General features: G+C 72.0%; 21 protein-coding genes. 12 read left to right on the top strand and 9 right to left on the bottom strand.

Features of this window, described 5'->3' with window-relative positions; genetic code table 11:
- The 5 genes from ACP7BP_RS01900 (at position 1) to ACP7BP_RS01880 (ending at position 6,033) form a co-directional block, all read left to right on the top strand.
- Complete coding sequence (locus ACP7BP_RS01900; RefSeq protein WP_426241953.1) at positions 1-1,032, top strand: glycosyltransferase family 2 protein; 1,032 nt, start codon at positions 1-3, stop codon at positions 1,030-1,032.
- A complete protein-coding gene (locus tag ACP7BP_RS01895; RefSeq protein ID WP_426241951.1) occupies positions 1,029-2,501 on the top strand; it encodes a lipopolysaccharide biosynthesis protein in 1,473 nt (490 codons plus the stop codon). The genes ACP7BP_RS01900 and ACP7BP_RS01895 overlap by 4 nt, the downstream gene beginning before the upstream one ends.
- A complete protein-coding gene (locus tag ACP7BP_RS01890; RefSeq protein ID WP_426241950.1) occupies positions 2,498-3,607 on the top strand; it encodes a DegT/DnrJ/EryC1/StrS family aminotransferase in 1,110 nt (369 codons plus the stop codon). Before ACP7BP_RS01895 ends, ACP7BP_RS01890 begins: the two co-directional genes overlap by 4 nt.
- A 10-nt stretch (positions 3,608-3,617) precedes the next feature.
- Complete coding sequence (locus ACP7BP_RS01885; protein ID WP_426241948.1) at positions 3,618-4,868, top strand: glycosyltransferase family 1 protein; 1,251 nt, start codon at positions 3,618-3,620, stop codon at positions 4,866-4,868.
- 148 nt (positions 4,869-5,016) lie between these two features.
- A complete protein-coding gene (locus ACP7BP_RS01880; RefSeq protein ID WP_426241946.1) occupies positions 5,017-6,033 on the top strand; it encodes a hypothetical protein in 1,017 nt (338 codons plus the stop codon).
- A 9-nt stretch (positions 6,034-6,042) separates the two neighbouring features.
- On the opposite strand, the gene asnB is transcribed toward ACP7BP_RS01880, so the two are convergent.
- From asnB to ACP7BP_RS01860, 4 genes are read right to left on the bottom strand one after another with little or no spacing between them, the layout of a single operon-like run.
- Entirely contained in the window at positions 6,043-7,884 is a 1,842-nt protein-coding gene (asnB, locus tag ACP7BP_RS01875) for an asparagine synthase (glutamine-hydrolyzing) (RefSeq protein ID WP_426241944.1), read from the bottom strand.
- Positions 7,884-9,923, bottom strand: coding sequence for a glycosyltransferase (locus tag ACP7BP_RS01870; RefSeq protein WP_426241942.1), 2,040 nt, complete (start codon positions 9,921-9,923; stop codon positions 7,884-7,886). The genes asnB and ACP7BP_RS01870 overlap by 1 nt, the downstream gene beginning before the upstream one ends.
- The gene (locus ACP7BP_RS01865) at positions 9,920-11,254 is read right to left on the bottom strand and encodes an O-antigen ligase family protein (RefSeq protein ID WP_426241940.1); all 1,335 of its coding nucleotides are present in this window, start codon (positions 11,252-11,254) and stop codon (positions 9,920-9,922) included. Before ACP7BP_RS01865 ends, ACP7BP_RS01870 begins: the two co-directional genes overlap by 4 nt.
- A 3-nt stretch (positions 11,255-11,257) precedes the next feature.
- Complete coding sequence (locus ACP7BP_RS01860) at positions 11,258-12,157, bottom strand: hypothetical protein (RefSeq protein ID WP_426241938.1); 900 nt, start codon at positions 12,155-12,157, stop codon at positions 11,258-11,260.
- A gap of 145 nt (positions 12,158-12,302) precedes the next feature.
- On the opposite strand from ACP7BP_RS01860, the gene ACP7BP_RS01855 reads away from it, so the two are divergent.
- Genes ACP7BP_RS01855 through ACP7BP_RS01845 form a run of 3 tightly spaced genes read left to right on the top strand, consistent with a single transcriptional unit; the run spans position 12,303 to position 15,155 of the window.
- Positions 12,303-12,947 carry a hypothetical protein gene (locus tag ACP7BP_RS01855; RefSeq protein ID WP_426241936.1) on the top strand — a complete coding sequence of 215 codons (645 nt, stop codon included), beginning with the start codon at positions 12,303-12,305 and terminating at the stop codon, positions 12,945-12,947.
- A complete protein-coding gene (locus tag ACP7BP_RS01850) occupies positions 12,947-13,825 on the top strand; it encodes a glycosyltransferase (protein ID WP_426241934.1) in 879 nt (292 codons plus the stop codon). The genes ACP7BP_RS01855 and ACP7BP_RS01850 overlap by 1 nt, the downstream gene beginning before the upstream one ends.
- A gap of 4 nt (positions 13,826-13,829) precedes the next feature.
- Complete coding sequence (locus tag ACP7BP_RS01845; protein ID WP_426241932.1) at positions 13,830-15,155, top strand: glycosyltransferase family 4 protein; 1,326 nt, start codon at positions 13,830-13,832, stop codon at positions 15,153-15,155.
- Here ACP7BP_RS01845 and ACP7BP_RS01840 read toward each other — a convergent pair.
- From ACP7BP_RS01840 to ACP7BP_RS01825, 4 genes are all read right to left on the bottom strand, one after another.
- On the bottom strand, positions 15,135-16,139 hold the full coding sequence (locus tag ACP7BP_RS01840) for a hypothetical protein (RefSeq protein ID WP_426241930.1): 1,005 nt from the start codon (positions 16,137-16,139) through the stop codon (positions 15,135-15,137). The genes ACP7BP_RS01845 and ACP7BP_RS01840 overlap by 21 nt on opposite strands.
- Positions 16,136-17,365, bottom strand: a complete 1,230-nt coding sequence (locus tag ACP7BP_RS01835; protein ID WP_426241928.1) for an MFS transporter — start codon at positions 17,363-17,365, stop codon at positions 16,136-16,138. The genes ACP7BP_RS01840 and ACP7BP_RS01835 overlap by 4 nt, the downstream gene beginning before the upstream one ends.
- 23 nt (positions 17,366-17,388) lie before the next feature.
- Positions 17,389-18,063 (bottom strand): hypothetical protein, encoded by a 675-nt coding sequence (locus tag ACP7BP_RS01830; protein WP_426241926.1) that lies wholly within the window; start codon positions 18,061-18,063, stop codon positions 17,389-17,391.
- Between the two features lie 141 nt (positions 18,064-18,204).
- Entirely contained in the window at positions 18,205-18,879 is a 675-nt protein-coding gene (locus tag ACP7BP_RS01825; RefSeq protein WP_426241924.1) for a hypothetical protein, read from the bottom strand.
- A 149-nt stretch (positions 18,880-19,028) separates the two neighbouring features.
- Between ACP7BP_RS01825 and ACP7BP_RS01820 the strand changes: the two genes are divergently transcribed.
- From ACP7BP_RS01820 to ACP7BP_RS01805, 4 genes are all read left to right on the top strand, one after another.
- On the top strand, positions 19,029-19,799 hold the full coding sequence (locus ACP7BP_RS01820; protein WP_426241922.1) for a 3'(2'),5'-bisphosphate nucleotidase CysQ: 771 nt from the start codon (positions 19,029-19,031) through the stop codon (positions 19,797-19,799).
- 8 nt (positions 19,800-19,807) lie between these two features.
- The gene (locus ACP7BP_RS01815; protein WP_426241920.1) at positions 19,808-20,416 is read left to right on the top strand and encodes an HAD family hydrolase; all 609 of its coding nucleotides are present in this window, start codon (positions 19,808-19,810) and stop codon (positions 20,414-20,416) included.
- Positions 20,416-20,814, top strand: coding sequence for a VOC family protein (locus tag ACP7BP_RS01810; protein WP_426241918.1), 399 nt, complete (start codon positions 20,416-20,418; stop codon positions 20,812-20,814). The genes ACP7BP_RS01815 and ACP7BP_RS01810 overlap by 1 nt, the downstream gene beginning before the upstream one ends.
- A 178-nt stretch (positions 20,815-20,992) precedes the next feature.
- Complete coding sequence (locus ACP7BP_RS01805; RefSeq protein WP_426241916.1) at positions 20,993-21,772, top strand: hypothetical protein; 780 nt, start codon at positions 20,993-20,995, stop codon at positions 21,770-21,772.
- A 36-nt stretch (positions 21,773-21,808) separates the two neighbouring features.
- Here the strand turns inward: ACP7BP_RS01805 and ACP7BP_RS01800 are convergent, their stop codons facing one another.
- Positions 21,809-24,829, bottom strand: a complete 3,021-nt coding sequence (locus ACP7BP_RS01800; RefSeq protein ID WP_426241914.1) for a S8 family peptidase — start codon at positions 24,827-24,829, stop codon at positions 21,809-21,811.
- Positions 24,830-24,846 lie beyond the last annotated feature (17 nt).

Here is a 24,846-nt window from a genome sequence, read left to right as displayed (position 1 = left end):
ATGAGGTTCCATCGGCCGCGCGCGCTGACCACGCGCCCGACCGTGTCGGTGGTCGTCCCCTGCTACAACTACGGGCACTACCTGCCCGACGCGGTGGCCAGCGCCCTCGACCAGGAGGGCCTCGAGGTCGACGTGCTCATCGTCGACGACGCCTCACCCGACGACAGCGCCAGGGTCGCGCGCAAGCTCGCGGCGGCCGACCCGCGTGTCGACGTGCTCGTGCACGACGTCAACGCCGGCCACATCCGCACCTACAACGACGGCCTCACCAAGGCCACCGGCGACTACGTCGTGCTGCTCTCCGCCGACGACCAGCTGCCGCGCAACGCGCTCACCCGGGCCGTGGCGCTGATGGAGCACCACCCGCGGGTGGGGCTCGTCTACGGCCACCCGGCGACCTTCGAGACGACGCCGACCCCCTCGCAGGAGGAGCCCCGCAACTGGACCGTGTGGTCCGGCCGGGAGTGGCTGGGCGCTCTGGTGCGCCGCGGCGGCAACGTCATCATGAGCCCCGAGGTCGTCCTCCGCCGCGAGGCCTGGCAGCAGATCGGCGAGTACGACGCCCGGTTGCCGCACTCCGCCGACCTCGCCGCCTGGCTGCACACCGCGCTGCGCTGGGACATCGGGCGCGTCAACGGCACCGACCAGGCCTACTACCGCGTGCACGGCGCCAACATGCACCTCACCACCTACGCCGGCATGCTCGTCGACCTGACGGAGCGGCGTACCACCTTCGAGCTGCTCATGGCGGAGGGCGATCCGCTGCCCGCCGACGCGCGGCAGCTGCACGCCCGCGCCCGCGCGGCCCTGGCGAGCCAGGCCCGCCGGCTGGCCCGCGAGGCCGCGGAGTCCCCGGCCGACCGCGCGGCGTTCCTGGCGTTCGCCGACGAGACCGCCGGTCCGCTGGCCCGGAGGCCGCGTCCCTCTTCCTCGCCGGTCGTGCTCGGCGGGGCGATCCGCAGCGGCCGAGCCGCACGCCGCCGGGTCCGCGAGACGATGCGCTACCACCGCTGGCACAGGTACGGGCTATGAGCCGCGCGCTCTCCGGCAAGGTCACCCGCGGGTTCGCCTGGAGTGCCGTGAGCAACGCCTCGATGCGGCTCGGGTCGCTGCTGACAGGTGTCGTGCTGGCCAGGCTGCTGGTGCCGGAGGAGTTCGGCGTCTACGCCATCGCCCTGATGGTCCAGGTGATCCTGATCAACCTCGCCGAGCTCGGGCTGGCGGCCGACCTCGTCAGGCACGGAGACCTCGATCGTCGCGGACCGACCATCACCACCGTCGCGCTGGGCGCGTCGGGCACGCTGATGGTGCTGATGTGGGTGACGGCCGAGCCGGTGGCCCGGCTGATGGGGTCGGCCGAGGCCGCCCCGGTCATCGTCGTGATGGCCCTGACCCTGCCCCTGGCCGGGATCACGGCGGTGCCCTTCGCGCACCTGCAGCGCGAGTTCCAGCAGTCCAAGCTGTTCATGATCGAGGCCAGCAACTTCGTGGTCGGCACCGTCGTCACGATCAGCCTCGTGGTGGCTGACTGGGGACCCATCTCACTCGCCATCGGCCGGGTCGCGGGACAGGTCGTGGCCACCGTCTTGCAGTTCCACCTCACGGGTCGGCGGTTCCGGGTGGGCTGGCAGCCCGACATCGCGCGCTCCGGCATCCGCTTCGGGCTTCCCCTGGCCTGTGCCGGGGTGCTGGCGTGGACCCTGCTCAACATCGACACCATGCTCGTCGGCGGGGTGGCCGGAGCCACCGCCCTGGGCTTCTACGTGCTCGCGTTCAACATCTCCTCCTGGCCCTCGTCGGTCATCGGCACCGCCGTCCGTGCCGTGGCCTTCCCGGCGTTCAGCCAGCGCAGCCTGGAGTCCGGGCAGCGCGACGTCACCGGGGTGGTCCGGGCGACCTCGGTGGTGTGGGCCGCAGCCCTGCCCGTGGCGGTGGTGCTGGCGATCCTGGCCGACCCCGTCATCGAGGTGGTCTACGGCCAGCGGTGGCTGCCGTCCGCGCCGGTGCTCGTCGGGCTCGCCGTCTTCGGCGCCCTGCGCGTGGCGTTCGACCTCTGGATCGCCTACCTCACCGCCTGCGGCGCGGCGGGAGCCCTGCTCTGGACCCAGGTGGTCTGGATCGCCGCCCTGACGCCGGCCATGTACCTCGCCATCCAGCGTGACGGCATCGTCGGCGCCGGCTGGGCCCATGTGATCGTGGCCGCACTCGTGATGCTGCCCGTCTACCTCGCCACCATGCGCCGCTACGACGTACCTGTCGGCGCTCTCCTGCTCGGCTTCCTGCCCGCGTCGCTGGGTGTGCTGCCCGCGGCCGCGGCCGGGCTGCTCGTCGCCGGGCTGGTCGACAACCCCTACCTGCGGATCCTGGCAGCCGGATCCGCCCTCGCGCTGACCTACCTCGCATGCATGTGGCCGTGGCTCCGCACCCAGCGCCGCCTCCTCAAAGACCCCCCGGCGCCGGTCGACCCGGCGCCGGTCCAGACGAACCAGGAAGTGACATGACCGAACGCCCCATCCCCCTCGTCGACCTCGCCCTCGCCCACGAGCGCGTCGCCGAAGCCATCTCCGCCGGCATGCAGGAGGTGCTCGCCACGACCTCCTTCGTGCTCGGCCCGGCCGTGACCCGTTTCGAGGAGGAGTTCGCCCGCTACTGCGGGGTCTCCGAGTGCCTCGGCGTGGCCAATGGCACCGACGCGATCGAGCTCGCCCTGCGCGGCCTCGGCATCGGTGCCGGCGACCAGGTGATCATCCCCGCCAACACGTTCGTCGCGACGGCCGAAGCCGTCGTCCGCGCCGGTGCCGAGGTGGTGCTCGCCGACGCGACGGAGGACTACCTGATCGACCCCGCGTCGGTCAAGGAACGCCTCACGCCCGCGACCCGGGCGGTCATCGGAGTCCACCTCTACGGCCAGATGGCGCCCATGGAGGAGCTGCGGGCAGTCCTGCCCGACGACGTACTCCTCGTCGAGGACGCCGCCCAGTCGCAGGGCGCGAGCAGGTTCGGCGCCCGGGCGGGTTCAGTGGGAGACGTCACGGGCACGAGCTTCTACCCCGGCAAGAACCTCGGCGCCTACGGCGACGCCGGCGCGGTGCTGACCCCTAACGCCGAGGTGGCCGAGCGGATCCGCGCCATCCGCAACCACGGCGGCGTCCGCCGCTACGAGCACACCCTCATGGGCGTGAACTCGCGGATGGACTCGCTGCAGGCCGCCGTGCTGTCGGCGAAGCTCGAAGTGCTCGACGAGTGGAACGCCGAGCGCCGCGCCGCCGCGACCCTGTACGCCGACCTGCTCGCTGACGTCGCGGGCGTCGAGGTTCCCGTCATCGCCGCGGGCAACGAGCACGTCTGGCACCTGTACGTCGTCCAGGTGGCCGAGCGCGACCGCGTGCTGGCCGACCTCGGCGCGGCGGGCATCGGCGCGGGCATCCACTACCCGCTGCCCGTGCACCTGCTCCCCGCCTTCGCCCACCTCGGCCACCAGCGGGGGGACTTCCCCGTGTCCGAGGCCGCCTGCGACCGCATCCTGTCGCTGCCGTTGTTCCCCGGCATCACTGAGGAGCAGCAGGTCCGGGTCGTGTCGGTGCTCACGTCCTCCCTGGGAAACTAGGGACGCCTCGGTGAGACTCGACCCGGCCGGGCACGCAGCGTCGGCCCTCGCGACCATCCGCAAGGTCCGCCGTCGGGGCGCGCGCTCGGTGGCCGCCACGATGGGCCAGCGCGTCCACGACCGGTACCGCTCCGACGACCTCGCGGTGCACCTGCTCGAGGGCGATCTCGCCGATCCGGGGCAGCTGCGCCTGACCCCAGGGGTCGTCCTTCCCGAGGGTGCCGCCGCGACGGTCGGGTGGGTGTGCACCCCCGCCGGTCCGGCCTCCGGCGGGCACACCACGCTCTTCCGCATGGTCCGAGGCGTCCGCGAGCGTGGGCACCGGTGCGTGGTGTTCCTGTACGACGTCTACGGCGGCGACTTCGACCGCAACGTTGCTCGGATGCGCGCCGGCTGGCCCGGCCTCGACGTCGAGTATCGCGACGCGACGGGACCGATCGACGGAGTCGACGCCTGTGTCGCCAGCTCGTGGGAGTCGGCGCAGATCCTGGCCCTTCGCGGCACCTCGGCGATGCACCGGCTCTACTTCGTCCAGGACTACGAGCCGTTCTTCTTCCCGCGGGGCTCGCTCCACTCGCTGGCCGAGGACACCTACCGCTTCGGGTTCGTCAACGTCGCGCTGGGCGCGGCCGTGGCCGACATGCTGGCCATCCAGGCCGGGGCCGCCTCCGTGGTGGTGCCGTTCGGCTGCGACACCGAGGCCTACCGCATCGACAACCCGGCACAGGAGCGGTCGGGAGTGGTGTTCTTCGCCCGCCGCCACGTGCCTCGCCGCGGCTACGACATCGGGGTGCGCGCCCTCGCCGAGTTCCACCGGATCCGACCCGACCAGGAGATCCAGGTCTACGGCGACCACGTCAGCGACCTCGGCTTCCCGGTGACCAACCACGGGCGGCTCTCCGCCGTCGAGCTCAACGCGCTCTACAACCGCACGATCGGCGGCCTGGCCCTCTCGTTCACCAACGTCACCCTGGTCGGCGGGGAGATGCTCGCCGCCGGCAACATCCCGGTGGCGAACCGCAGTCCCTACGCCCACGGGGGACTCGACAACGACCACGTCGTCTGGGCCGACCCGACCCCGCGTGCCCTTGGTCAGGCGCTCGCCGAGGTGGTCGCGCACCCCGACCTCCAGGCTCGTGCGGCGACTGCCAGCCGGAGCGTGACGGGCAGCTGGTCGGACACCCAGGACCGGCTCGTCGAGCTCCTCGACGGGGTGCTGTACGGCCCAGCGGACGGCACCGCGGGGGCGGCACCGGCCTGAGCGCCGGTTTGCGATGGTCGCGGGCCTGGGGCATGGTGTTGGACCGACGCGTAGCACATTGTCCCGATCGGGCCTTGGCCCGGTCTGCTCCCTACCTCGCCCCCGAGAGGTGTGTCGCATGTTCCGAGCTCGATCCCGAGGCACCCCAGTGCCTGTTCTCCTGGCCGCCCTGATGGCCGCCCTGCTCCTCGCTCCGTCCGCGTCTGCCGCCGGCCCCTGGCGCGACGCGCCGAGCTCGAGCCGGCCCAGCCAGGCCCAGCAGACAGGCCCCGCTGCGGAGCAGGACCCCCAGCTCCGGGCCGCCGCCCCGAAGCACAAGAAGACCCTTCGCGGCTGGCAGCTCAACGAGCGGAAGGTCGGCTTGGCGCCGTTCGGTCTGTCGTGTGACTCCCTGAAGGAGTACACCGGCCCCGCCCGGCCGCCCGCCGGCACCAAGATCAAGCGCAGGCTGGTGACCGAGCCGCTCGACCTCTCCAACGGCGACATCGTCGTGACCAAGTCGTGCATCCGGCCGACGAGCACGGGCTACCACAACGAGTTCCTCGTCACCACGACCAGGTGCGACGACAGCTGCTCGGCCCCCGCACGCGGTCACGTCGTGATCCGGGACTCGGAGATCAGTGGCCTCGCCATGGATCCCGAGGAGATCTCCACCTCGTGCGCGTTCCTCGGCATCGGCACCCTGAAGCGCAACCTCATGCACGGCATGGGCTCGGGCATCTGCTTCTTCGAGACCGGCGACAAGTTCGACGCGCTGGCGGAGAACAACTACGTGACCGGCCTGCGCTCCTACGGCGACTCGCACAACGAGGCCGCCACCATCCGTGACTTCGAGAAGGCCGGCGGCCGGTCCGCGACCTTCTTGAACAACCGTCTGGAGTGCACCAGCGGCAACGTCACCGGCGGGCTGTTCATCCAGCCCACCTGGGAGTCGATCTACAACGTCGACGTCATCGGCAACTACATCGAGGGCGACGGCTACAACCTGTTCGTCTCCGGTGGCGGCGGCTCGTACGACGACCTGTCCTCGATCAACAACCGCTTCCGGTCAACCGGCTGGGGCCCCTCCGTCGTCGACGAGGGCGACGGTTGGGACACCTGGCGGAAGAACTACCTGTTCGACCCGAGCGCCAAGAAGTCGGCGGGCCGACCCGTCCGGCAGTAGCCCTTCGGCTCAGGTCTGGGCCCTGAAGAACTGCTCGTGCCACACCTCGAGGCACATCAGGGTCCAGATCCGGCTCTCCTCGCTGGCGGTGCCACGCTCATGGCGTTCCAGGAGCGTGCGCACCGCCGCGCGGTCGAAGGTCTGGGCCACGAAGGAGTCGGTGCCGGTGAGCCGGTCCCACATGGAGTCGCGCAGGCCGGTGCGGAACCAGTGGTCCAGCGGGACCCGGAAGCCCACCTTGCGACGGTCGACGACCTCGTCGGGCAGGTAGCGGCGGGCGACCTCCTTGAGGACCCACTTGGTCACCCCGCGCCGCACCTTGACGCTCGACGGCAGCCGGAAGGCCAGCTCGACCAGGTGGTGGTCGAGCAGGGGCGGCCTCAGCTCGAGCGAGGCGGCCATCGACATCCGGTCGCCACGCTCGAGGAGGTTGTCGGGCAGCCACGCCCGCAGGTCGTGGCGCAGCATCCGGTCGACGGTGTCGGCTCCGGGCGGGCTGGCGTCGTGCGGCCGGACAGGTGCGTCACCCCCGAGCAGGGCACGTCGCTCGGCGGTCGTGAAGGGTGCGAACCAGGTGCGCAGCCGCTCGGTCTCGTCGGCCCCGCCCGCTGCGCGCAGGGCGACCCGCGCCCGGGCCAGACGGGTGCCGAGCCGTGGCTCGACGCGGTCGACGACCGAGCGGCGTACGCCGGCCGGGACGATGCCGGCCGCAGCGACCGCCCGGGCGTAGCGGTACTTGGGGTAGCCCGCGAAGAGCTCGTCGCCACCCTCCCCGGAGAGGACGACGCGGACCTGCTCGCGGGCCGCCTTCGCGAGCCCGAACACCGCGATGTCGGCGGGCTCGGAGACGGGTGCGTCCCGGTGCCAGGTCAGCACGGGCCAGAGGTCCTCGAAGTCGTCGGCGCGCAGGTGGACCTCGTGATGGTCGGTCCCGACGTGCTCGCTGACCCGGCGGGCCCACGGCAGCTCGTCGTGGCGCGGGTCGCCGAAGCCGGCGGCGAAGGTCTTGATCCGCCCCGACGACCGGGTCGCCTGGGCGACGGCGGCGATCAGGCTGCTGTCGATGCCGCCGCTGAGGTAGGAACCGACCGGGACGTCGGCCACGAGCGCGGCTCCGACGGCCTCGCGCACGGCGCCGTCCACCGCGTCGACGGCCCGCTCCGGGGTCCAGGTGCCGGGGGAGTCCTGGGTGGGGAGCGCCCAGTAGCGGGTCACCTCGAGGGTGCCGTCGGAGGAGAGCGCCGCCCGGTGGGCCGGGGGGAGCTTCTTGATGCCGTCGAAGAGCGTGTCCGGGGACGGCACGGCCCGGGCGGTCAGGTAGGCGTCCAGGCTGGCCGCGTCCACCCGGCGCGGCACCCCGCCCGCGTGGAGAGCCTTGATCTCGGAGCCGAAGACCAGCGAGCCCGCGTCGAGCCGGTAGTAGAGCGGCAGGACCCCGAGGCGGTCGCGCACCAGGTGCGTGGTGCCGGTCTCCGCGTCGTGAGCGACCAGGGCGAACTGGCCGCGGAGCCGGTCGACGAACCCGATCCCCTCGGTCGCCAGGCCGGCGAGGACGACCTCGGTGTCGCCGCTCGTGCCGAAGGGGTAGTCGAGATCGGCGCGCAGCTGCCGGTAGTTGAAGATCTCGCCGTTGAAGACGAGCACCCAGCGGCCGTCGACCGAGTGCATCGGCTGGTGCGAGTCGGCCAGGTCGATGATCGACAGGCGGGTGTGGGCCAGGCCCAGGCCCGGGCCGTGCCACACCGCCGACTCGTCGGGTCCCCGGTGCGTCAGCGTCGCGGCCATCGCGCGCAGCATGGCGTCGTCCACGCCCGCGCCGTCGAACCGGCGTACGCCGGCGATGCCGCACATCAGTGCCTCCCGGCGTGGTCGGTGAGCCGCACGAGCGCCCGGGCCCGCGCCGCCCAGCTGTAGTCGAGGATCGAGGCGCGGAGCTCGTCACGGTCGACCGGCTCGGCGAGCGCGGCCCGCACCAGCGTCGGGAACTCCGACCGCTCACCCGCCACCCGCACCCGGTCACGGTAGTCGTCGACCTCGGGATACTCGGTGGTGACGACAGGCAGCCCCAGGGCGAGGTACTCCTTGAGCTTGATCGGGTTGGCGAAGCGGATCCACTCGTTGTCGAGCCACGGCATCAGCGCGACGTCGAAGCCGCGTCCGAGCCCGGGGATGCGCTCGTAGGGCCGGAACCCCAGCCAGTGCACGTTGGGCAGCGACGTCAGGTCGTCCATCGGACACGTGGCGTCGCCGATCAGCACGAGGCTGACGTCGGGGTTCTCGACCGCGGTCAGGCGCAGCAGGTCCATGTCCACGACGTAGTCGTCGAGTCCGCCGAAGAAGCCCACCCGGGGCTGCGGGATCCCGGCGATCTCGGGATCGATGCCGCCGGGGTCCGGCCTGAAGTGGTCGACGTCGACGCCGTGGTCGAGGAAGAAGCCGCGGTCCCCGATCAGGGCCGCGTCGCGGCGCATCAGCTCGTGGCTGACGTAGAGCACGGAGTCGGCGTTCGCCAGCAGCGCGTCCTCCAGGGAGGCGACCCAGGTGCTGTCGGCCTCGGGGAAGGCCGAGTGCAGGTCGGACCGGTTGAAGAGCAGCGACGACCTCCGCATCCGGCGGACCACCGGCCAGGCGGTCGGGATGGTCACGCCGATGTCGGGCGCGGCGCCGAGGCCGAGCGAGCGGGCCACGACGCGGACCTGCTGGCGGACCAGCCAGGCATTGAGGCGGGCGCCCATCGTGTCGCCGTACAGGGGGAGGAGCAGCGGGGTCATCACGTGGAAGCCGGGGTTGTCGGGCAGCGGGCGGCGCACCAGCTTGGCGGTGCTGCGCAGCTTGCGCAGGATCCGCCGACCCGAGTGGGTGCTCGTGCCGCGCGTCGGCAGGCGCAGGCCCAGGCTGTTCACGACCAGGACCGGCCGGTCGCGCGCCACCTCCCGCATCAGCTGGAAGTCGGAGTGCGCCCGGTTGTGGTACCACCAGTCCTGCGCGGCGAACCAGACGAAGCCGCGCTCCTGGCCCGGCGTGGGCGGCGCACCGGGCTCGGGTGGAGCCGGCGCCAGGGCGGCCCGGAGTCCGGCCCGGTGCGCGGGCCCGCGCGACCTGATCGCCTCGCCGGTCGCCAGACCGGCGCGGAAGAGCGTGGTGCGGACGCGCCCGTGGTGCCGGGCGTAGTCGCGCGCCCGGTTGCGCACCAGGATGCGCCACAGGTCGACGTTGCCGCCGTACTCCCCGCTCGTGTGCGACGCGACCGCCTCCGGGACGTAGCGGACGGTGAAGCCGGCCGACCGGGCTCGGCGGCAGTAGTCGACCTCCTCGGAGTAGAGGAAGAACGACTCGTCCCACGGACCGATCGTGCGGCGGCACTCGGCGGACACAGCGAGTACGGCGCCGGTCGCCCACTCGACGTCGTGCCCGGACTCGTAGGCCGCCGGGTCGGCGACCGTCTCGGACAGCCCGAGCCGGGCCGCGCGACGGCCACCGAGCAGGGCCTCCGCCCACACTCGCCGCAGCGAGGGCTCCTGTCGCAACGAGGGGGCCAGCGCTCCGTCGTCGTCGAGCAGCCGCGGCGCGGCGATGCCCACGCGGTCCTGGTCGAGGGCGGCCAGCAGCCGGGCCGCGCACCCGTCGTGCAGTCGCACGTCGGGATTGAGCACGAGGATCGGTCCGTCCTCGGGCGCGAGGGCGGCGCCGGCGTTGATCCCGGCGGCATAGCCGGCGTTCCGGCCGCTCCTGACCACCCTGGCGTCGGGCAGGAGCTGCTCGACCAGCTGGGGTGTGCCGTCGGCGGAGTCGTTGTCGACGACGACGAGCTGCCAGTGGGGTACGCCGGACAGCCCGCCCGGCAGGCTGGCTGCGAAGGCGGGCAGGTGGGCTGCGCTGTTGTGGGTCACGACGACGACGGTGAGAATCGCGGAGCCTCCTCTTCGTGGTCGGTCGCGGCGGCGCGGGTCCGGGGATGCCGCGCGAGGCGGAGGCTGGCGCCGCTCAGCCCGATCAGCAGGAAGAGCATGCCCGCCGACTGCGGGAAGCCGAGGGTGTCGAAGAAGGCCAGCCCGACCGCGCCGGCAGTGATGGAGGCGAAGAGCGCGCGTGCGATCTGCCGGTCGAACTCGTCCTCGGCCAGCTTCCAGGCCCGCCGCGCGACCAGGGCACCGGTGCCGACGAAGACGAGGAACGTGAGCAGTCCGAAGATCCCGGTCTCGATGAGCAGCCCCAGGTACTGGTTGTCGAGGATCCAGTACTGCGGCAGGAACGTCCCGAAGCCCCGGCCCAGCAAGGGGTTGCGCTCGATGAAGACGGCGGCGATCTCGTAGCTTCCGGTGCGGGACGCGATGCTGGTGTCCTCGGAGGCGCCGGTGAACAGGTTGCCCAGTGTGCCCAGCAGGCCGGGCACCGTGAGGTAGACGCTGACGAAGAGCACCAGCATCACCGCGAGGGCCCGCCAGCGGGCGGCCGAGCTCCACGAGGCGGCCAGGGTCACCAGCGCCACGCAGGCGCAGATCATGGCGGAGCGGGAGATGGCGAGGAAGACGCTGAAGGCGATGGCCGCCAGCAGGACGCGGTAGAGCCAGCGCCGGCTCGGCGAGCGGGTGGCGAACACGATGGCCAGCGGCAGGACCATCGTCAGCACGACGCCGAACTCGATGGGGTGGGTCGAGGTTCCGCTGGGCCGGGCCAGCCCGCTGCGCGAGGCCAGGGTGAGCTCGGAGACGTTGCCGCTGAGGCCGGGGATGCTGATCCGGTCGACGAAGAGATCTCCGGTGGCGTACTGGAGCACTCCCAGCATCGCCACGAGACCGACGGCGATCACCGTGCGGCGTACGACGATGCGGTGCCGGTCGAAGCGCGCGATGCCGTCGTTGGCCACCAGGACGACGCCGGCCAGGCCGATGAGCTTGAGGACCCCGCTGTCAGCGGGCGTCAGCTCGTCGACGGGCAGAGGAGAGGACATCGCGTGGGCGTAGGCGGCCAGGATGACCAGCATCAGCGCCAGCACGGCAGCGCGCACCGGCTGCCGGCCGGTCACGACCCGGTAGTCGCGCTGGAGGTGGTACCAGAGCCACCACATGAAGGCTGCGATCGCGACCAGGGTGGCCGGCGACCCGGCGGTGCCGAGCGCTCCCACCCCGAGCACCGCAGGCACCGCCAGCAGGACGACGAGGTAGACCGTCAGGATCGTCGAGGCGTCGACGCGCTGGTGCAGCGCGCGGAGCGGGCTCATGGCTCAGCTGCCCGTGGGGGACTTGCCGCGCGAGCCGCCCTGACCCGGCCTGGAGCCGGCCGGCCGGCGCCTGGTCTCCCGCTTGTTGGGCGGCTTCGGGTCGGCCGAGCCGGGCTTGGCCTCCTTGGGCGCCGGCTGACCGGGCTTGCCCGCCTTGGGCGCCGGCTGACCGGGCTGCGACTCCTCGACAGCGACGTCGCCCGTGTCGCGTTCCTCGGGTTCGTCACCGTCACGCTCGCGCCGGCGCAGCAGGGACACCGGCTGCGTGCCGGACGTCCGATCGTTGCGGCCGCGGCCGGCCACCAGACCATCGAGCAGGCCGATGGCGAGGAGGGAGAGCGTCAGGACGCTCGCCCCGGCGACGATGCCCGAGCGGATCTGGCCCTTGCGCACCACCTCGGGGCGCTCGTCCGCGGTCAGGGTGCGCGATGAGATGTACGCCGAGTCGTCGATGTCCAGGCCCGCCTGGAGGTCGGCGAGGCTCTCGTCGACCTCGTCGAGCAGCGTCCCGAGCGCGTCGAGCGTCTCGGCGGCCGACGTGCCGCTCACCTCGATGGCGATGATCGGCCCGTCGCTGCCGGGGTCGGAGGACATCTCGTAGCCGGCGCCGGGGTACTGCTCCTCGATGGCGTCTCGGGCCGAGGTCGACGTCATGGTCCGGATCAGGATGTCGCGGGCCGGGTTGAGGCCGCCGAGGTAGAGGTACGGGTTCCCCTGGGTGACCGACTGGTCCGACTCCGCGATGGTCGTCTTCGGGGGGAACAGGAGCACCGTGCCCTTGGAGACGTAGGAGGGGCCGACCCGCTCGACGACGAGGTAGGTCACCCCCGCAGTCAGGACCAGGGCGACCAGCACGAGGTACCACCGACGGGCGAGGGCAGCGGCAAACGCGTTCAGCTCCATGCCCCGCCCCTTCGAGTGCTCCCCGCCCGGCTGCTCACGACGACAGTCGAACGTTATCGTCCCACAATCAGTCAACACTGTTCTCGAAACGGGGACGAATTCAGCGTGGACCGTGTCACCATGATGGCGTGCACTGGGCAGAGCGATGACGGCGCGTGACCTCGCGTCCCTGCTGCTGCGACGGTGGTACCTGATGGCCCTCGGGGCGGCGGTGTCCGTCGGAGCCCTCGTCGTCTCGGTGCAGCAGCCGCCGATCTTCTGGACCCAGTTCGAGGTGGTCGTGCTCCCGCCGGTGGAGTCGAGCAACCCGAACAACCTGCAGGACGCCTCCTACGGCATGACCCCGATGGCGGGACTGCTCGTCACCGAGCTCAACGACGGCCGGCAGCCCCGTCAGTTCGGCTCGTCGAGCACGACCCTGTACGGCGAGGGGCAGCGTGAGGGCTACCGGGTGCGGCTGCGCAACATCGGGACCCAGTGGCAGCCTGTCTACGACGCTCCGGTCATCGACGTCCAGGTCGTCGACTCCGACCCCGACACGGTGACCGGCACGGCCCGCCGCCTGACCGACGAGCTGGGCGAGATCCTGCGCGGCCGTCAGGTCGACCTCGGCGTCCGGCCCGAGTCCCGGATGACGCTGCGAGCCTCGCCCGCCGACCCCGTGATCTACCAGGTCGGCGGCAGCCGCACCCGCGCCGCGCTCTCGATCGCGCTGCTGGGCGCCTCGTCGACGACGATCCTCGTGGTGTTCCTCGACCGGTGGCTGGCGCGTCGGAGGAGGGCCGCCTGATGCGCGTCGACCACGTGTTGCTGACCCGGTTCAACCTGCCCTCCCAGGGCGTGGAGAGCCTGATCCGTGCCCGCGAGGGCTGGCTGCGCGAGCGGGTCGACCTCTTCGAGCGCTACTGCCTGCCCTCGGTCGAGGGACAGCTGGGCCGCCGTCCCTCGTGGATCGTCTATGTCGACCCGCAGAGCCCGTCGTGGCTGCTGGAGCGGATGGAGGGCTGGCGCTCCGCCGGACTGCTGACGCCGGTCCTGCGCGAGGCGGTGAGCCGCGAGGAGCTCGTCTCCGACCTGCGCTCGGTCGTCGACGACCCCGGGGACGTGCTGGTCACGACCAACCTCGACAACGACGACGGCCTCGCGCTCGACTTCTCCTCCCGGCTCACCGGGCTCGACGTCAGCCACGAGAGGTGCGCGGTCTACCTCACTCACGGGCTGATCAAAAGCCCGGCCGGGCTCTACCGGCGTACGGACCGCCACAACGCGTTCTGCTCGGTCCGGGAGGGGTGGGGCGACCCGGTGACGGCTTGGTCGGCGTACCACAACGAGCTGCCGCGGACGATGCCCGCAGTCCTGCTGGGGGCCGCACCCGGCTGGCTGCAGATCGTGCACGGGAGCAACGTGAGCAACCGGGTCCGGGGCCGGCTGGTGTCGCCGCGCGGCTACCGGCGGCTCTTCGCCGAGGGCGCCCTGGACGAGGCGGAGCCGACCCGGGCCGACCTGGCGCGAGACCTGCTGGTCCGGAGCCCGGTGCGGGCCGTCCGTGACGGCGTCCGGGCGGGCCTGCGCTCCGGCGCCCTGCGACTCCTCGGCAAGGAACGCTACGCAAGGATGAAGGCAAGGATGAGGCTGATGGTGACCGCACACGGCAAGGCAGAGGGGTAGCGCCATGTCCGGACGCCACGTCCTGATCATCGTCCAGAACCTGCCGGTGCCCCTCGACCGACGGGTGTGGCTGGAGTGCCAGGCGCTCCGCGCACGCGGCTACGACGTGAGCGTGATCTGCCCGAAGGGTCCCGGCGACCCGGCGCGGCAGACCATCGACGGCGTACGCATCTACAAGTACCGGCCCGCGCCCGAGGCCGAGGGGCTCGCGGGGTACGCCCTCGAGTTCGTCTACTCGTGGCTGCGCACGGCGTGGCTCTCCGCCCGGGTGTGGCGGGAGCGGCCCTTCCAGGTCATCCAGGCGTGCAACCCTCCCGACACCTACTGGCTGCTCGGCCGGCTGTGGCGCTCGCGCGGCGTGCGCTTCGTCTTCGACCACCACGACCTCAACCCCGAGCTGTTCCTGTCCCGGTTCGGGCAGCCGTCCGGGCTGAAGGAGCGGCTCGAGCTGCGGGCGCTCACCTGGCTGGAGCGCCGTACCTTCCGCGCCGCGGAGCAGGTCATCTCGACCAACGAGTCCTACCGGCGGGTGGCCATCGAGCGCGGTGGTCACCGACCCGAGGACGTCACGGTGGTGCGCAGCGGGCCGGACACCCGGCAGATGCGCCCGATCCGGCCGGCCCCCCGCGCCGACGGCTACACGCTCGCCTATCTCGGCATCATGGGCCCGCAGGACGGCGTCGACCTGGTGCTCGACGTGATGCAGGAGCTGGTCCAGCGTCGGGGCCGCACCGACGTGCGCGCGGTGCTGATGGGCTTCGGCGACTGCCTCTCCGACCTCGAGAAGTCGTCGGTCGAGAGAGGGCTCGGCGGCGTCGTGACGTTCACCGGGCGCGTCGACAAGGTCGCGATCGCCGACCACCTCAGCGCCGCCGACGTCGGCCTGTGCCCCGACCTGAAGTCGCCGCTGAACGACGTCTCGACCATGAACAAGACCATGGAGTACATGGCCTACGGCCTGCCCTCGGTGTCCTTCGACCTCGTCGAGACGCGGGTCTCCGGCGGCGACACCGTGCTGTACGTCGAGTCCGGCGACGTGGCCGCGTTCGCAGACGCGGTCGAGCGCCTCCTCGACGACGACGACCTGCGGGCGGAGATGGGCTGGCGGGCCCGGCAGCGGGTCGCCGAGCTGCTCGACTGGCGGCCCCAGGCCGCGGCGTACGTCGGGGTCTACGACCGGATCTTCGGCGTGGAGACGCAGCCCCCGGCGCTGGCAGCGGCATCGGCCGCAGCCGACGACCAGGGCCGCAGCTACGTCGACCTCGACGACGAGGCAACCACCCGCTCGTTCATCAGGAACCGCACCCGGTCAGGGGATCACCGCGGGTGACCAGGCCTGCTCGAGGAACAGCTCGGGCGTCGCGCCGGGCGTCAGGTCGAGCTGCCAGACGTCGGTGACTCCCGGCTCGTCGGTCCGGGGGAGGCCGTAGAGCACCGTGTCGTCGTCGAGCCACTGCACCTGGTCGTCGACGTTGGCGGTCTCGCCGTCGAGCAGCACCTCCTCGCCGGTGCCCAGGTCGAGGACCGCGATGGTCCAGTGGGTCTGCCCGTCGCCGACGTTCTTCTTGTAGGCGATGTGCTCGCCGTCCGGCGACAGCGCCGGGCACTCGGCTCCGGCGCGGATCTCGGTGAGGGTGCGGGCAGCCAGGTCGCCCTGCACGAGGTACGGCGTGCCGCCGGTCGCCACGGTCGCGTAGAACGTGTTGTCGTCGGCGAAGGTCACCCCCCACACGTTGCGGTCGGCGGGCGCCACCCGCTTCCCGCCGACCACGAGGTCGAACCGCTCGAGGTTGCCGTAGTCGGTGCCTCCCACCTCGCGGATCCGGGTGGCCGTGGAGAAGCCGGTCTGCATGTAGGTGTGCCCCGCGACGAAGACGGTGCTGGCGGCCAGGCTGCCGTCGGGGGAGAGCCTGGTGCGCGAGGGCAGCCCGGCGAGGCCGTGCTCGTCCTCGACGTCGAGGTCGGGGCCCAGGTCGAGCCAGGCGTAGCGGGTGACCACGCCCCGCCTGGTCTGGAGGCACGAGCCTCCGGTGTCGGTGGCGTCGACCCGGTCGCAGGAGACGTCAGTGATCGCCCGCGGCCCGGTCGGGTCGTCGAGCGGCACCACGGCCACCAGCCCGTAGTCGTTGCCGATGGCGGTGTTGCGGAACACCACGCGGGGCCCGGCGGCGACCTCGTCGAGGCTGGTCTGGGCCACGGGTGGCGCGCTGTCGATCCGGTCGCGGTAGCGGTCGTAGTCGCGCAGCACGAAGGCCACGGCGCCGCCGATGGCCAGCACCGTGACCACGACGAAGGCGATGACGCGGCGGCTCATGCCGTGTCCGCCGAGGCGTCGAGGCCGTTCATCAGCCGCAGCGCGACCGGCACGGCGACCACCAGGGCGGCTCCCACGACCAGGAGCGCGGTCTGCGGCCCCACGGCGTACCAGAGGACCCCGAAGCCGAACGACGACAGCAGCCTGGCCAGCGCCACCACCGTCTGCGCGGAGGCGATGCCGCTGGCGCGCACCGTCGGGGCGACCAGCCGGCCGGCCAGCGCGGCGATGACACCGTCGGTCGCGGCGTAGAACGTGCCGAGCAGCACCAGGGCGAGCAGGGTGAACGTGGTGCCTCCCGACGCCAGGGCCACGCTCGCGTAGGCGCCGAGCAGCGCGGCGTGGCCGAGGACCAGCATCCGCGCCCGGCCGATCCGGTCGGCGAGCGCGCCCAGTGGCGTCGCCAGGATGAGGAAGGCGGTGTTGGTGCCGACGTAGAGCAGCGGGAACCAGGTGGCGTCGAAGTCCTGCTGGTCGATCAGTGCCAGGTAGAGGAAGCCGTCGCCGACGGTGAGGAGCCCCAGCAGGCCGGCGACGAGGAGCAGGCGAGTCAGGCGCGGGTCGGCGACGTCGGCCCAGCGGAACCGGCGCGCGGGCGCGACCTCGAGCCGTTCTCGTGGTCGCTCGTCGGGCACCAGGAGACCGAGCAGCGCGACGCCGAGGACGGCGAACGCCAGCGAGACGATGAAGACCGTGAGGTAGCCGTCGGGGATCAGCCAGAGGATCGTGAAGGCGATCAGCGGTCCGAGCGCTGCGCCCACCGTGTCGAGGGTGCGGTGCACGCCGAAGGCGCGGCCCAGGTCGGCGGTCGGGGTGGCCGCCGAGATCATCGCGTCACGCGGCGCCGTGCGCAGGCCCTTGCCGATGCGGTCGGCGGTGACGACGGCCGAGATCGCGCCCAGCCCGCTCGCGAAGAGCAGCGCGACCCTGGCCACGCAGGAGAGCCCGTAGCCGACCACCGCCACCCACTTCGGGTGGTCGCTGCGGTCGGCCGCCCAGCCGCCGGCGATGCGGACCAGCGCGCTCACGCCCTGGTAGAGGCCGTCGACGAAGCCGTAGGCGATGGTCGAGAGCCCCAGCACAGCGGTGAGGTAGAGCGGCAGCACCGCCGACACCGCCTCGGAGGAGACGTCCGTCAGCAGGCTGACGAAGCCCAGAGTGATCACGATGCGCGGGATCGGCCCCCGGGTGCCCGTCCGGTCCTTGCCGCCCGGGCGGTCGCTCATGCTGAGGTACACGCGTCCCCCGCTCAGCCGGCGTACAACGTGGCGAAGAGGGTGTACGACGACGTGTCGCCGGCCCGCTCGACGGTGACGGTGGCTGCGTTCTGCCCGCGCCGGAAGCCGGCGGCCCGGGTGCCGGCCGCGGCCGGGACGGACTCCTCGGTGAAGCCGAGGGACGCGAGCTGCTGGCGGTAGAACAGCAGCACCGCGCCCGGCCCGCTGGTCGTGCTCGCCGAGAGGGCGACCTGCAGGCGCCGGCCGTGCGGGGAGAGGCTGCTGCTCTCGATGGTGCTGTCGGGCGTGGCTGGGAGCACGTCGTCGGGATAGCCCTCGACGAGCGCGTCGTCGGCCGACGCGCCGGCGGGCAGAGGTCGCCTCAGCAGTGGCGTGCCGGGTCTCGGGGCGGGGGACAGGCCGGGCAGGCCGCTCGGGGCGGGGTCGCTGGGCAGCACCTCCAGCGGTGCGTCCGACGCAGGCGGCGAGCCGCCCGCACCGGACGCGTCCTCGCCGGCCGGGCTGGAGGACGCGGCGTCGGTCCCCGACGGGCTCGAGGAGACGGGTGGCGGGCTCGAGTCGGCCCCGGGGTCCGCTCCCTGGCCGGCGCTGTCGCCGCCGCTGGGGTCGTCTCCGGCGGAGCTGCAGCCGACGAGCAGGGCGGCGCATGCCGCCAGAGCCGAGATGCTTCGTGCGGTCCTGGTCATCTCCCGGCCCCCCTCCGTGGGAGAACAGTAGATCGCATCGGGACACGCCGTCATCCGGCCACCCTGGATGAACGGCACGAGGCCCCACCTGCTCGGTGATGAGCGGCGGGGCCTCGTGGCTGCTGAACCGGTGACGCTGGGTCAGTAGCTGTAGGTGTAGTAGTCGTCGACCGTCGCGGTGAAGCTCGCGTCGGCGGGGATGTAGAGGCGGAAGAAGAGCTTCTTGCCGCGCTTGGCGGCGGGCAGCTTGACGCTGAACTTGCTCTTCTTGTCGGTCTTCACCGTCTTGAAGGGCTTGTACTTCTTGCCGACCTTGCGGAAGACCTTGACCTTGCCCTTCTTGTAGTCGGGGGTGACCTTGCCGACCACGCGCAGACCGGGAGTCTTGGCCTTGATGGCCCGGGAGACGCCGACCGTGACGGGCGTCGACTCGCTCGCGACGTAGGTGTCCTGGTACGTGCTCTGCGCGGTGTAGCCGCTGTAGACCAGCTTGTACGACGCGTTGGCCGTCGGCTTGATGTCGTTGAAGTAGATGTAGCCGGACGCGTCGTCGGTGGCGACGGTGGTCCAGGCCGGGGCCGCGGCGGTGGAGACCTGCAGGGCGACCGTGCCGTCGTAGACGCTGCTGCCGTCAGGCTCCTTGACGCTGGCCGTGATCGAGACCTCGTCGCCGTAGGAGACGAGGGGCTCGTCGACCGCGATCGCCGAGGCGGTGGGGACGACGGCGGTGGCCTGCGCGGGCGCACCGACGGCGAACGGGGTGACGCCGAGGAGGCCGGCGGCGACGAGACCGGTGATGAGGCGGGGCATACGCATGTGTGCGATGTCCTTTCGTGAGGCCGAGGCCCCGTGCAAGTGGTGGGCGGTGCTGCTGACGGGCGGAACGTACCCCGTCGCGATGCCCTCCAAACTCACCGGTTCGGGCGTCGTCCGCGTCGGTCGACCCACGTGAGAGGCTGCTCGCCGTGACCATCGAGATCCCCACTGTCGACCTGTCCGACGACCACGTCTTCGCCGTCTGGGCCGCCGAGCAGGCCGGTGCCAGGCTCCTCGAGGTCCGGGCCGAGGGACGCGAGGGCCGGGAGCTCAAGGACGCCGGCGACGCTGCGGCGCAGGAGCTCCTCGCCCGGCTGCTCGCGGAGTACCGCCCCGACGACAGCGTGCTCTCCGAGGAGGCCGCCGACGACAGGTCCCGGCTGACCGCGAGCCGCGTCTGGATCATCGACCCGCTCGACGGCACCCGCGAGTTCTCCGAGCCGCCGCGCGACGACTGGGCCGTGCACGTGGCGCTGTGGGAGTCCGGCGAGCTCACGGCCGGCGCCGTGGCGCAGCCTGCGCTCGGCGAGACCTTCAGCACCGCTGAGCCCCGGACCGTCCCCGCGCGCACCTCCGAGCGCCCGCGCATCGCCGTGTCCCGCAGCCGCCCCCCTGCCTTCGTCGCGGCCCTCGCCGCCGAGCTGGGCGCCGACCTGGTGCCGCTGGGGAGCGCCGGCGTGAAGGTGATGAGCGTGGTGCGCGACGTGGCCGACGCCTACGTCCACGCCGGCGGGCAGTACGAGTGGGACAACGCGGCGCCGGTCGCCGTGGCCCGCGCCGCCGGCCTCTTCTGCTCGCGCGTCGACGGATCCGAGCTCGTCTACAACAAGGATGACGTCTCGCTGCCCGACCTCATCGTGTGCCGCCCGGAGCTGGCCGACGCGATCGTCGGCTTCGTCCGCACCCACGGCACCGACTGACCCTGCCGATGGTCCCGCACGTCCTGCTCGACGCCGACGGGGTCATGCAGCGGGTGCCCGGCGGCTGGCGGGAGACGCTGGCACGCGTCCTCGGCGATCACGCCGAGGACCTGCAGCACGTCCTCTCGGAGATCGAGACCCCCACCCTGACCGGCACCGGCGACTTCACGGCAGCACTGACCGCCGAGCTCTCCGTACGCGGCATCGACACGCCCGTCGAGGAGCTCTACGCCAGGCTGTGGCTCGCGATCGAGGTCGTGCCCGACTCGGTCGCGCTCGTGCGGTCGCTGCGTGCCGCCGGTCACGGCGTGCACCTCGCCACCAACCAGCACGCCCGGCGCGCGTCGTACATGAAGACCGAGCTGGGGTACGACGACCTCTTCGACTCCTGCTTCTACTCGTGCGACCTCGGGCTCGCCAAGCCCGACGTCGCGTTCTTCGCGGGCGTCGCCGAGTCGCTCGGGGTCCCGACCGGCGACGTGGTGTTCGTCGACGACAGCCGCACCAACGTGGCCGCTGCGCGCGAGGCGGGCATGCACGCCGAGGTCTGGACCGTCGCCGACGGACCGGCCGCAATCCGCTCGCTCCTCGCCGCGTGCGGTGTCACGCTGGGGTGATGACCTCCTTCGTCTCACACACCACCGTCGACTGCCGCAACGCCTACGAGCTCTCCGAGTGGTGGAAGCAGCTGCTGGGGTACGTCGACATCCCCGACGACCCGAACGAGCCCGGCCATGAGGAGTGCATGGTCCGCGACCCCGAGACGCACCACACGGTCCTCTTCATCGAGGTGCCGGAGTCGAAGTCCGTCAAGAACCGGATCCACTTCGACCTCCGGCCACGCACCGGCACCCGCGACGACGAGGTCGAGCGGGTGCGCGGACTCGGGGCCACCGAGCTCGCCGACCTGCGTGACAAGCACGGTCCCGGCACGGGCTGGGTGGTCTTCGCCGACCCCGAGGGCAACGAGTTCTGCATCCTGCGGTCGGAAGCGGACCTGGCCGCGACATCCTGACCGGCCTTCCATCTCGCTCCATTCCGCACGGCGCCGCGCCACGCGCGCGGTCAGCCGCCGAAAGTGCCAGGGATTCGTAGGGCTAATCTGAGGGGCCGAAACCGCAGGGCGGACGATCGCGAGGCGCCCCCGCGCGGCGACGCCGACCCGTGGGCGGCATGGAATGGAAGGGTTGCCGTTGCGCGACGACGACGAGGCCCGGATCGGACCCGAGGCGGGCTCCGATCCCCTCGACGAGCTGGACGCTCAGCTGAACCGGCTCCGCAGCGTGGCCGACGAGCTGCGGGGATCCCGCGATCGGCCGGCGCTGCCCGGCGACCAGGTCGAGCTGATCGAGGACGGTCCGCGCCTGCTGGGCGTCTACGAGAGGCTGCAGCGGAGTGCTCGCCAGCAGATCCGGGTGCTCGACCGGCCGCCGTACGTCACCCCGCCCTCGGAGCAGCAGTCACTCGAGCTCGATCGGCTGCGAGCGGGGATCACCTACCGCGCGATCTACGGCACCGCGGTCTTCGAGCACGAGGACACCATGCGGGTGCTCCCCGAGCTGCAGGCTGCGGGGGAGCGGAGCCGGGTCCTGGCCCAGGTCCCGATCAAGATGGCGCTGGTCGACGACCACACCGCGCTGATCGGTCTCACCAAGCGCGCGCCGGCCGAGTCGAACCTGCTGATCCGCTCGTCGGGCCTGCTGGACGGGCTCATCGCCACGTTCGAGATGCTGTGGGCGCTGGCCATCCCGATGCCGGTGCTCCCTCCGGACGGGGACTTCTCCGGCCTGCGCTCACCCGACCGGGACGTGCTGCTGCTCCTTGCGGGTGGGGCCACCGACGACAAGATCAGCCGGCACCTGGGCATCAGCTCCCGCACGACCCAGCGGCGGGTCCGCGCGCTGATGGAGGCACTCGGCGCGCAGACCCGCTTCCAAGCCGGTGTCCAGGCAGTACGACGACGCTGGATCTGAACCGCCACCTCGGTGGCGGTCCAGACCCAGCGGGTGTCAGTTGAGGCTGATCACCGTGCCGCCGCGGTTCGGGAACTCGACGTAGCCGACGGAGTGCCGGTCGGTCGGCACCCCGGTCCACGAGGCGGTCACCTGGTAGGGCTTGCCCGCCACCGGCGACTCGGTGGGCGTGACCGTGAGGTCGGTGCCCGCGTCCGGACCGATGAGGTTGGTCTGCACGGTGAACGGCGTCGAGGTCGTCCCCGGCACCTCACCCGAGCTCATCACCAGGATCCCGTAGTCGCCCGGCGCCGGTCCCGCCAGCGCGGTAGTCACCCTGTCGGAGCCGTTGCCGTACCAGGACACGGCGTACTTCTGACCGTCGATCACCTTGTAGAGGACCGCCCACAGGCTGGCCGACGGGTCGTCCGCCTGCACCGTCCACTGCAGCGCCTTGGTGGACTCCGTGACCGTGGCCGGGAAGTCCGGCAGGTCCTTGTCGGGCAGGCTGGCCGACGTCGAGCCGGTCACCTCGGGGCCGGACACGGCGCCGTACGCCCTGATCGGGGCTCCGGCGCTGCCGGAGGTCACCTCGAAGCTGACCTGGCCGTCGGCGCCGGTCCCGCTCACCTCGGTCGGGGCGATCACCGACGTGGGCATGATCGCGATCGGGCTGCGAACCGTCGTGCCGGCCCCCTGCCAGGTGAGCCAGCCGCTGGTCGACACGTGCGACGGCGCGGTGTCCTGGGTGAGCCGGACCGTGAACGCCTTGGTCTCCCCGGCCTTGGAGAAGCTCAGGATCGAGGGTGAGACGACCGCGTCGATGCCCGGCAGGTCGACGGTCGCCCGGTAGATGCCCGGGGTGACCGCCGTGACGCGACGCTTGACCGTCTGCGGCCCGAGCAGCTGCCCGACCGCGATCGAGGGGGTGTTGTAGTCGCTCGGGTCGATCGCGGGGACGCCGGTGCCGGTGGGCTTGCCGATCCCCTCGAGGTAGCCGAGCCAGTCCTGGGCGCCCGCGTCGTAGACGAGGCCCGGCTCGAGCATCCGGGTCGGCCGGACCTCTCCGGCGCCGCGTGCGAAGGGGTCGCCGTCGACGCCGCCCTCGGCGTCCTTGACGTCACCGGCCGTGGTCATCAGCGCGGACTTGACGGCCATCGGGCTCCATGACGGGTGCACGGCCAAGTAGAGCGCCGCGAGGCCCGCGATGTGGGGGGACGCCATGGAGGTGCCGGAGTAGAAGGCGAAGTCCTGGTCGCCGTTGGTGGGCGGAGCCACCGCTGCCAGGACGTTGACGCCCGGTGCCGCGAGGTCCGGCTTGAGAAGGTCGCCGCTGCTGGACAGCGACGGCCCCCGCGAGGAGAAGTCCGCGATCTGGGGGTACGGCGCGGTCTCCGTGGACGGGGCCAGGGTGGCGGTCGCCGACGGCTGGCCGGCGTACTCCTTGACCTGCACGGCGCCGGGAGCGTTGAGGTGCACGGTCGGGACGGCGTGCGAGTCGGCCAGCTCGTCCATCGGGGTGAGGTTGAGCAGCACCATGCCGGCACCGCCGGCACGCTCCACCTCCTCCGACTTCGCCACCCGGGCGCCCACGCCACGCTCGCAGGTGACGATCGCACCGGCGGTCTTGGCGGGGTCGAGCGTGCCGGGCAGGCACGAGTTGGCGTCGTACTCGGTCGCCGAGGCCGTCCTGACGGCGGCTCCGGTGACCAGTGGGGCGGGACCCACCCGGGAGTCGATGCTGGTGCTGGTGCCGGTGTAGCGCTGGCCGTTGCCCAAGGTGACGGTCGCGCTGTACGACGCGACGGTGCTGGCGGCCACCGTGGTCACCCACGGGGAGGTGTTGTCGAGCGTCGACGGGTAGGGACCGGAGTTGCCGGCCGCCGCGGCGACGAAGATCCCGCTGGAGGCGGCGGAGAGGAACGCGAGCTGGATCGGGTCGGTGTGCGCCGACTCGAAGATCGAACCGACCGAGTAGTTGATGACGTCGACGTTGTCGGCCACCGCCTGGTCGATCGCAGAGAGGATGTCGGACGTCGCGCCCCCTGAGGAGACACCGCCCTTGCCCTCCCACAGCGCCTTGTAGACCGCGATCTTGGCCTCGGGCGCGACGCCGGAGATCTTGCCGAAGTCGATGCCGCCGGCCGTGGCCTCGACACCCGAGCGACCGGCGCTCGTGGACGCCGTGTGCGACCCGTGCCCGTTGCCGTCGCGTGGCGAGACGTAGTCGGCACGCGCCTCCGGCGGGACCGCCTCGAGCCAGGCGTCGCCGTAGTAGCGCGCGCTGATGAGCTTGCTGTTGCAGTCGGCGGCGGTGAAGTCCTCGCCGGTCTGGCAGGTCCCGGTGAAGGTGGTGCCGTCGGCCTTCTGCATCACGGTCGTCGTGCCGGTGCGGTAGGGCTGGTAGCCCTGGCCGGCCTTCGGCTGCTTCGTCGGCAGCTTCTTACCGGCGAACGACTCGCTCTCGGGCCAGACGCCGGTGTCGATGATCCCGACCACCACGCCCTCGCCGGCGTGCTTGGTGCCGCCGAGCTCGGACCAGACGCCGGTCTTGCCCGACAGCTGGAGGAAGTCGGTGGGCGACCTGTCGTCCAGGGGCTGCTGCAGCACGTCCGGCGTGACCGAGAGGACGCCCGGGGCCTGCGCCAGCTCGCGCGCCTGGTCGCCCGTGAGCTCCGCGGTGAAGCCGTTGAGCGCCGTCGAGTAGTGCTGGTCGGGTGTGGCCCCGACCCGCGCGGCGACCCGCTGCTGCCGGTCCTTGAGATGACCGCGGTACGCGCGAGCGGCCGCGCTCCCGAGGTCGATCTGCTCACCCTTCGCCGGCTTGGTCCGGGTCAGGCCCGCCGTCTCGCCGGCGTAGGTGGCCACCGGCTTCTCGTCCAGCACCACGATGTAGTGGCCCGGAAGGAAGGTGGGCAGGTTGGTGACCTCGCCCGTGGCGTTGGGAGCGAAGTCGGCCGGGCCGCGGCCGACGGCCACCGCCTGTGCCGGACCGCCCGCCGACGACGCGAGCGTCGCGAAGGCGAGCGCCGCTCCGGCCGTCAGGGCCAGGCGTTGACGTAATGACAGATGACTCACGTGAACCTCCAGTGACG

It is taken from the genome of Nocardioides sp. LHG3406-4 (assembly GCF_049897745.1).
Lineage (GTDB): Bacteria > Actinomycetota > Actinomycetes > Propionibacteriales > Nocardioidaceae > Nocardioides.
The sequence above is the reverse complement of the archived record's forward strand: the minus strand, read 5'-3'. Positions and strand labels throughout refer to the sequence as shown.

Excerpts from the sequence above, each read along its gene's own strand:
- ACP7BP_RS01900 (WP_426241953.1), top strand. The coding sequence starts at position 1 with ATGAGGTTCCATCGGCCGCGCGCGCTGACCACGCGCCCGACCGTGTCG.
- ACP7BP_RS01895 (WP_426241951.1), top strand. The coding sequence starts at position 1,029 with ATGAGCCGCGCGCTCTCCGGCAAGGTCACCCGCGGGTTCGCCTGGAGT.
- ACP7BP_RS01890 (WP_426241950.1), top strand. The coding sequence starts at position 2,498 with ATGACCGAACGCCCCATCCCCCTCGTCGACCTCGCCCTCGCCCACGAG.
- asnB (WP_426241944.1), bottom strand. The coding sequence starts at position 7,884 with ATGTGCGGCATCGCCGGCGTACGCCGGTTCGACGGCGCGGGCGTGGAC.
- ACP7BP_RS01865 (WP_426241940.1), bottom strand. The coding sequence starts at position 11,254 with ATGAGCCCGCTCCGCGCGCTGCACCAGCGCGTCGACGCCTCGACGATC.
- ACP7BP_RS01860 (WP_426241938.1), bottom strand. The coding sequence starts at position 12,157 with ATGGAGCTGAACGCGTTTGCCGCTGCCCTCGCCCGTCGGTGGTACCTC.
- ACP7BP_RS01855 (WP_426241936.1), top strand. The coding sequence starts at position 12,303 with ATGACGGCGCGTGACCTCGCGTCCCTGCTGCTGCGACGGTGGTACCTG.
- ACP7BP_RS01850 (WP_426241934.1), top strand. The coding sequence starts at position 12,947 with ATGCGCGTCGACCACGTGTTGCTGACCCGGTTCAACCTGCCCTCCCAG.
- ACP7BP_RS01845 (WP_426241932.1), top strand. The coding sequence starts at position 13,830 with ATGTCCGGACGCCACGTCCTGATCATCGTCCAGAACCTGCCGGTGCCC.
- ACP7BP_RS01840 (WP_426241930.1), bottom strand. The coding sequence starts at position 16,139 with ATGAGCCGCCGCGTCATCGCCTTCGTCGTGGTCACGGTGCTGGCCATC.
- ACP7BP_RS01835 (WP_426241928.1), bottom strand. The coding sequence starts at position 17,365 with ATGAGCGACCGCCCGGGCGGCAAGGACCGGACGGGCACCCGGGGGCCG.
- ACP7BP_RS01830 (WP_426241926.1), bottom strand. The coding sequence starts at position 18,063 with ATGACCAGGACCGCACGAAGCATCTCGGCTCTGGCGGCATGCGCCGCC.
- ACP7BP_RS01825 (WP_426241924.1), bottom strand. The coding sequence starts at position 18,879 with ATGCGTATGCCCCGCCTCATCACCGGTCTCGTCGCCGCCGGCCTCCTC.
- ACP7BP_RS01815 (WP_426241920.1), top strand. The coding sequence starts at position 19,808 with ATGGTCCCGCACGTCCTGCTCGACGCCGACGGGGTCATGCAGCGGGTG.
- ACP7BP_RS01810 (WP_426241918.1), top strand. The coding sequence starts at position 20,416 with ATGACCTCCTTCGTCTCACACACCACCGTCGACTGCCGCAACGCCTAC.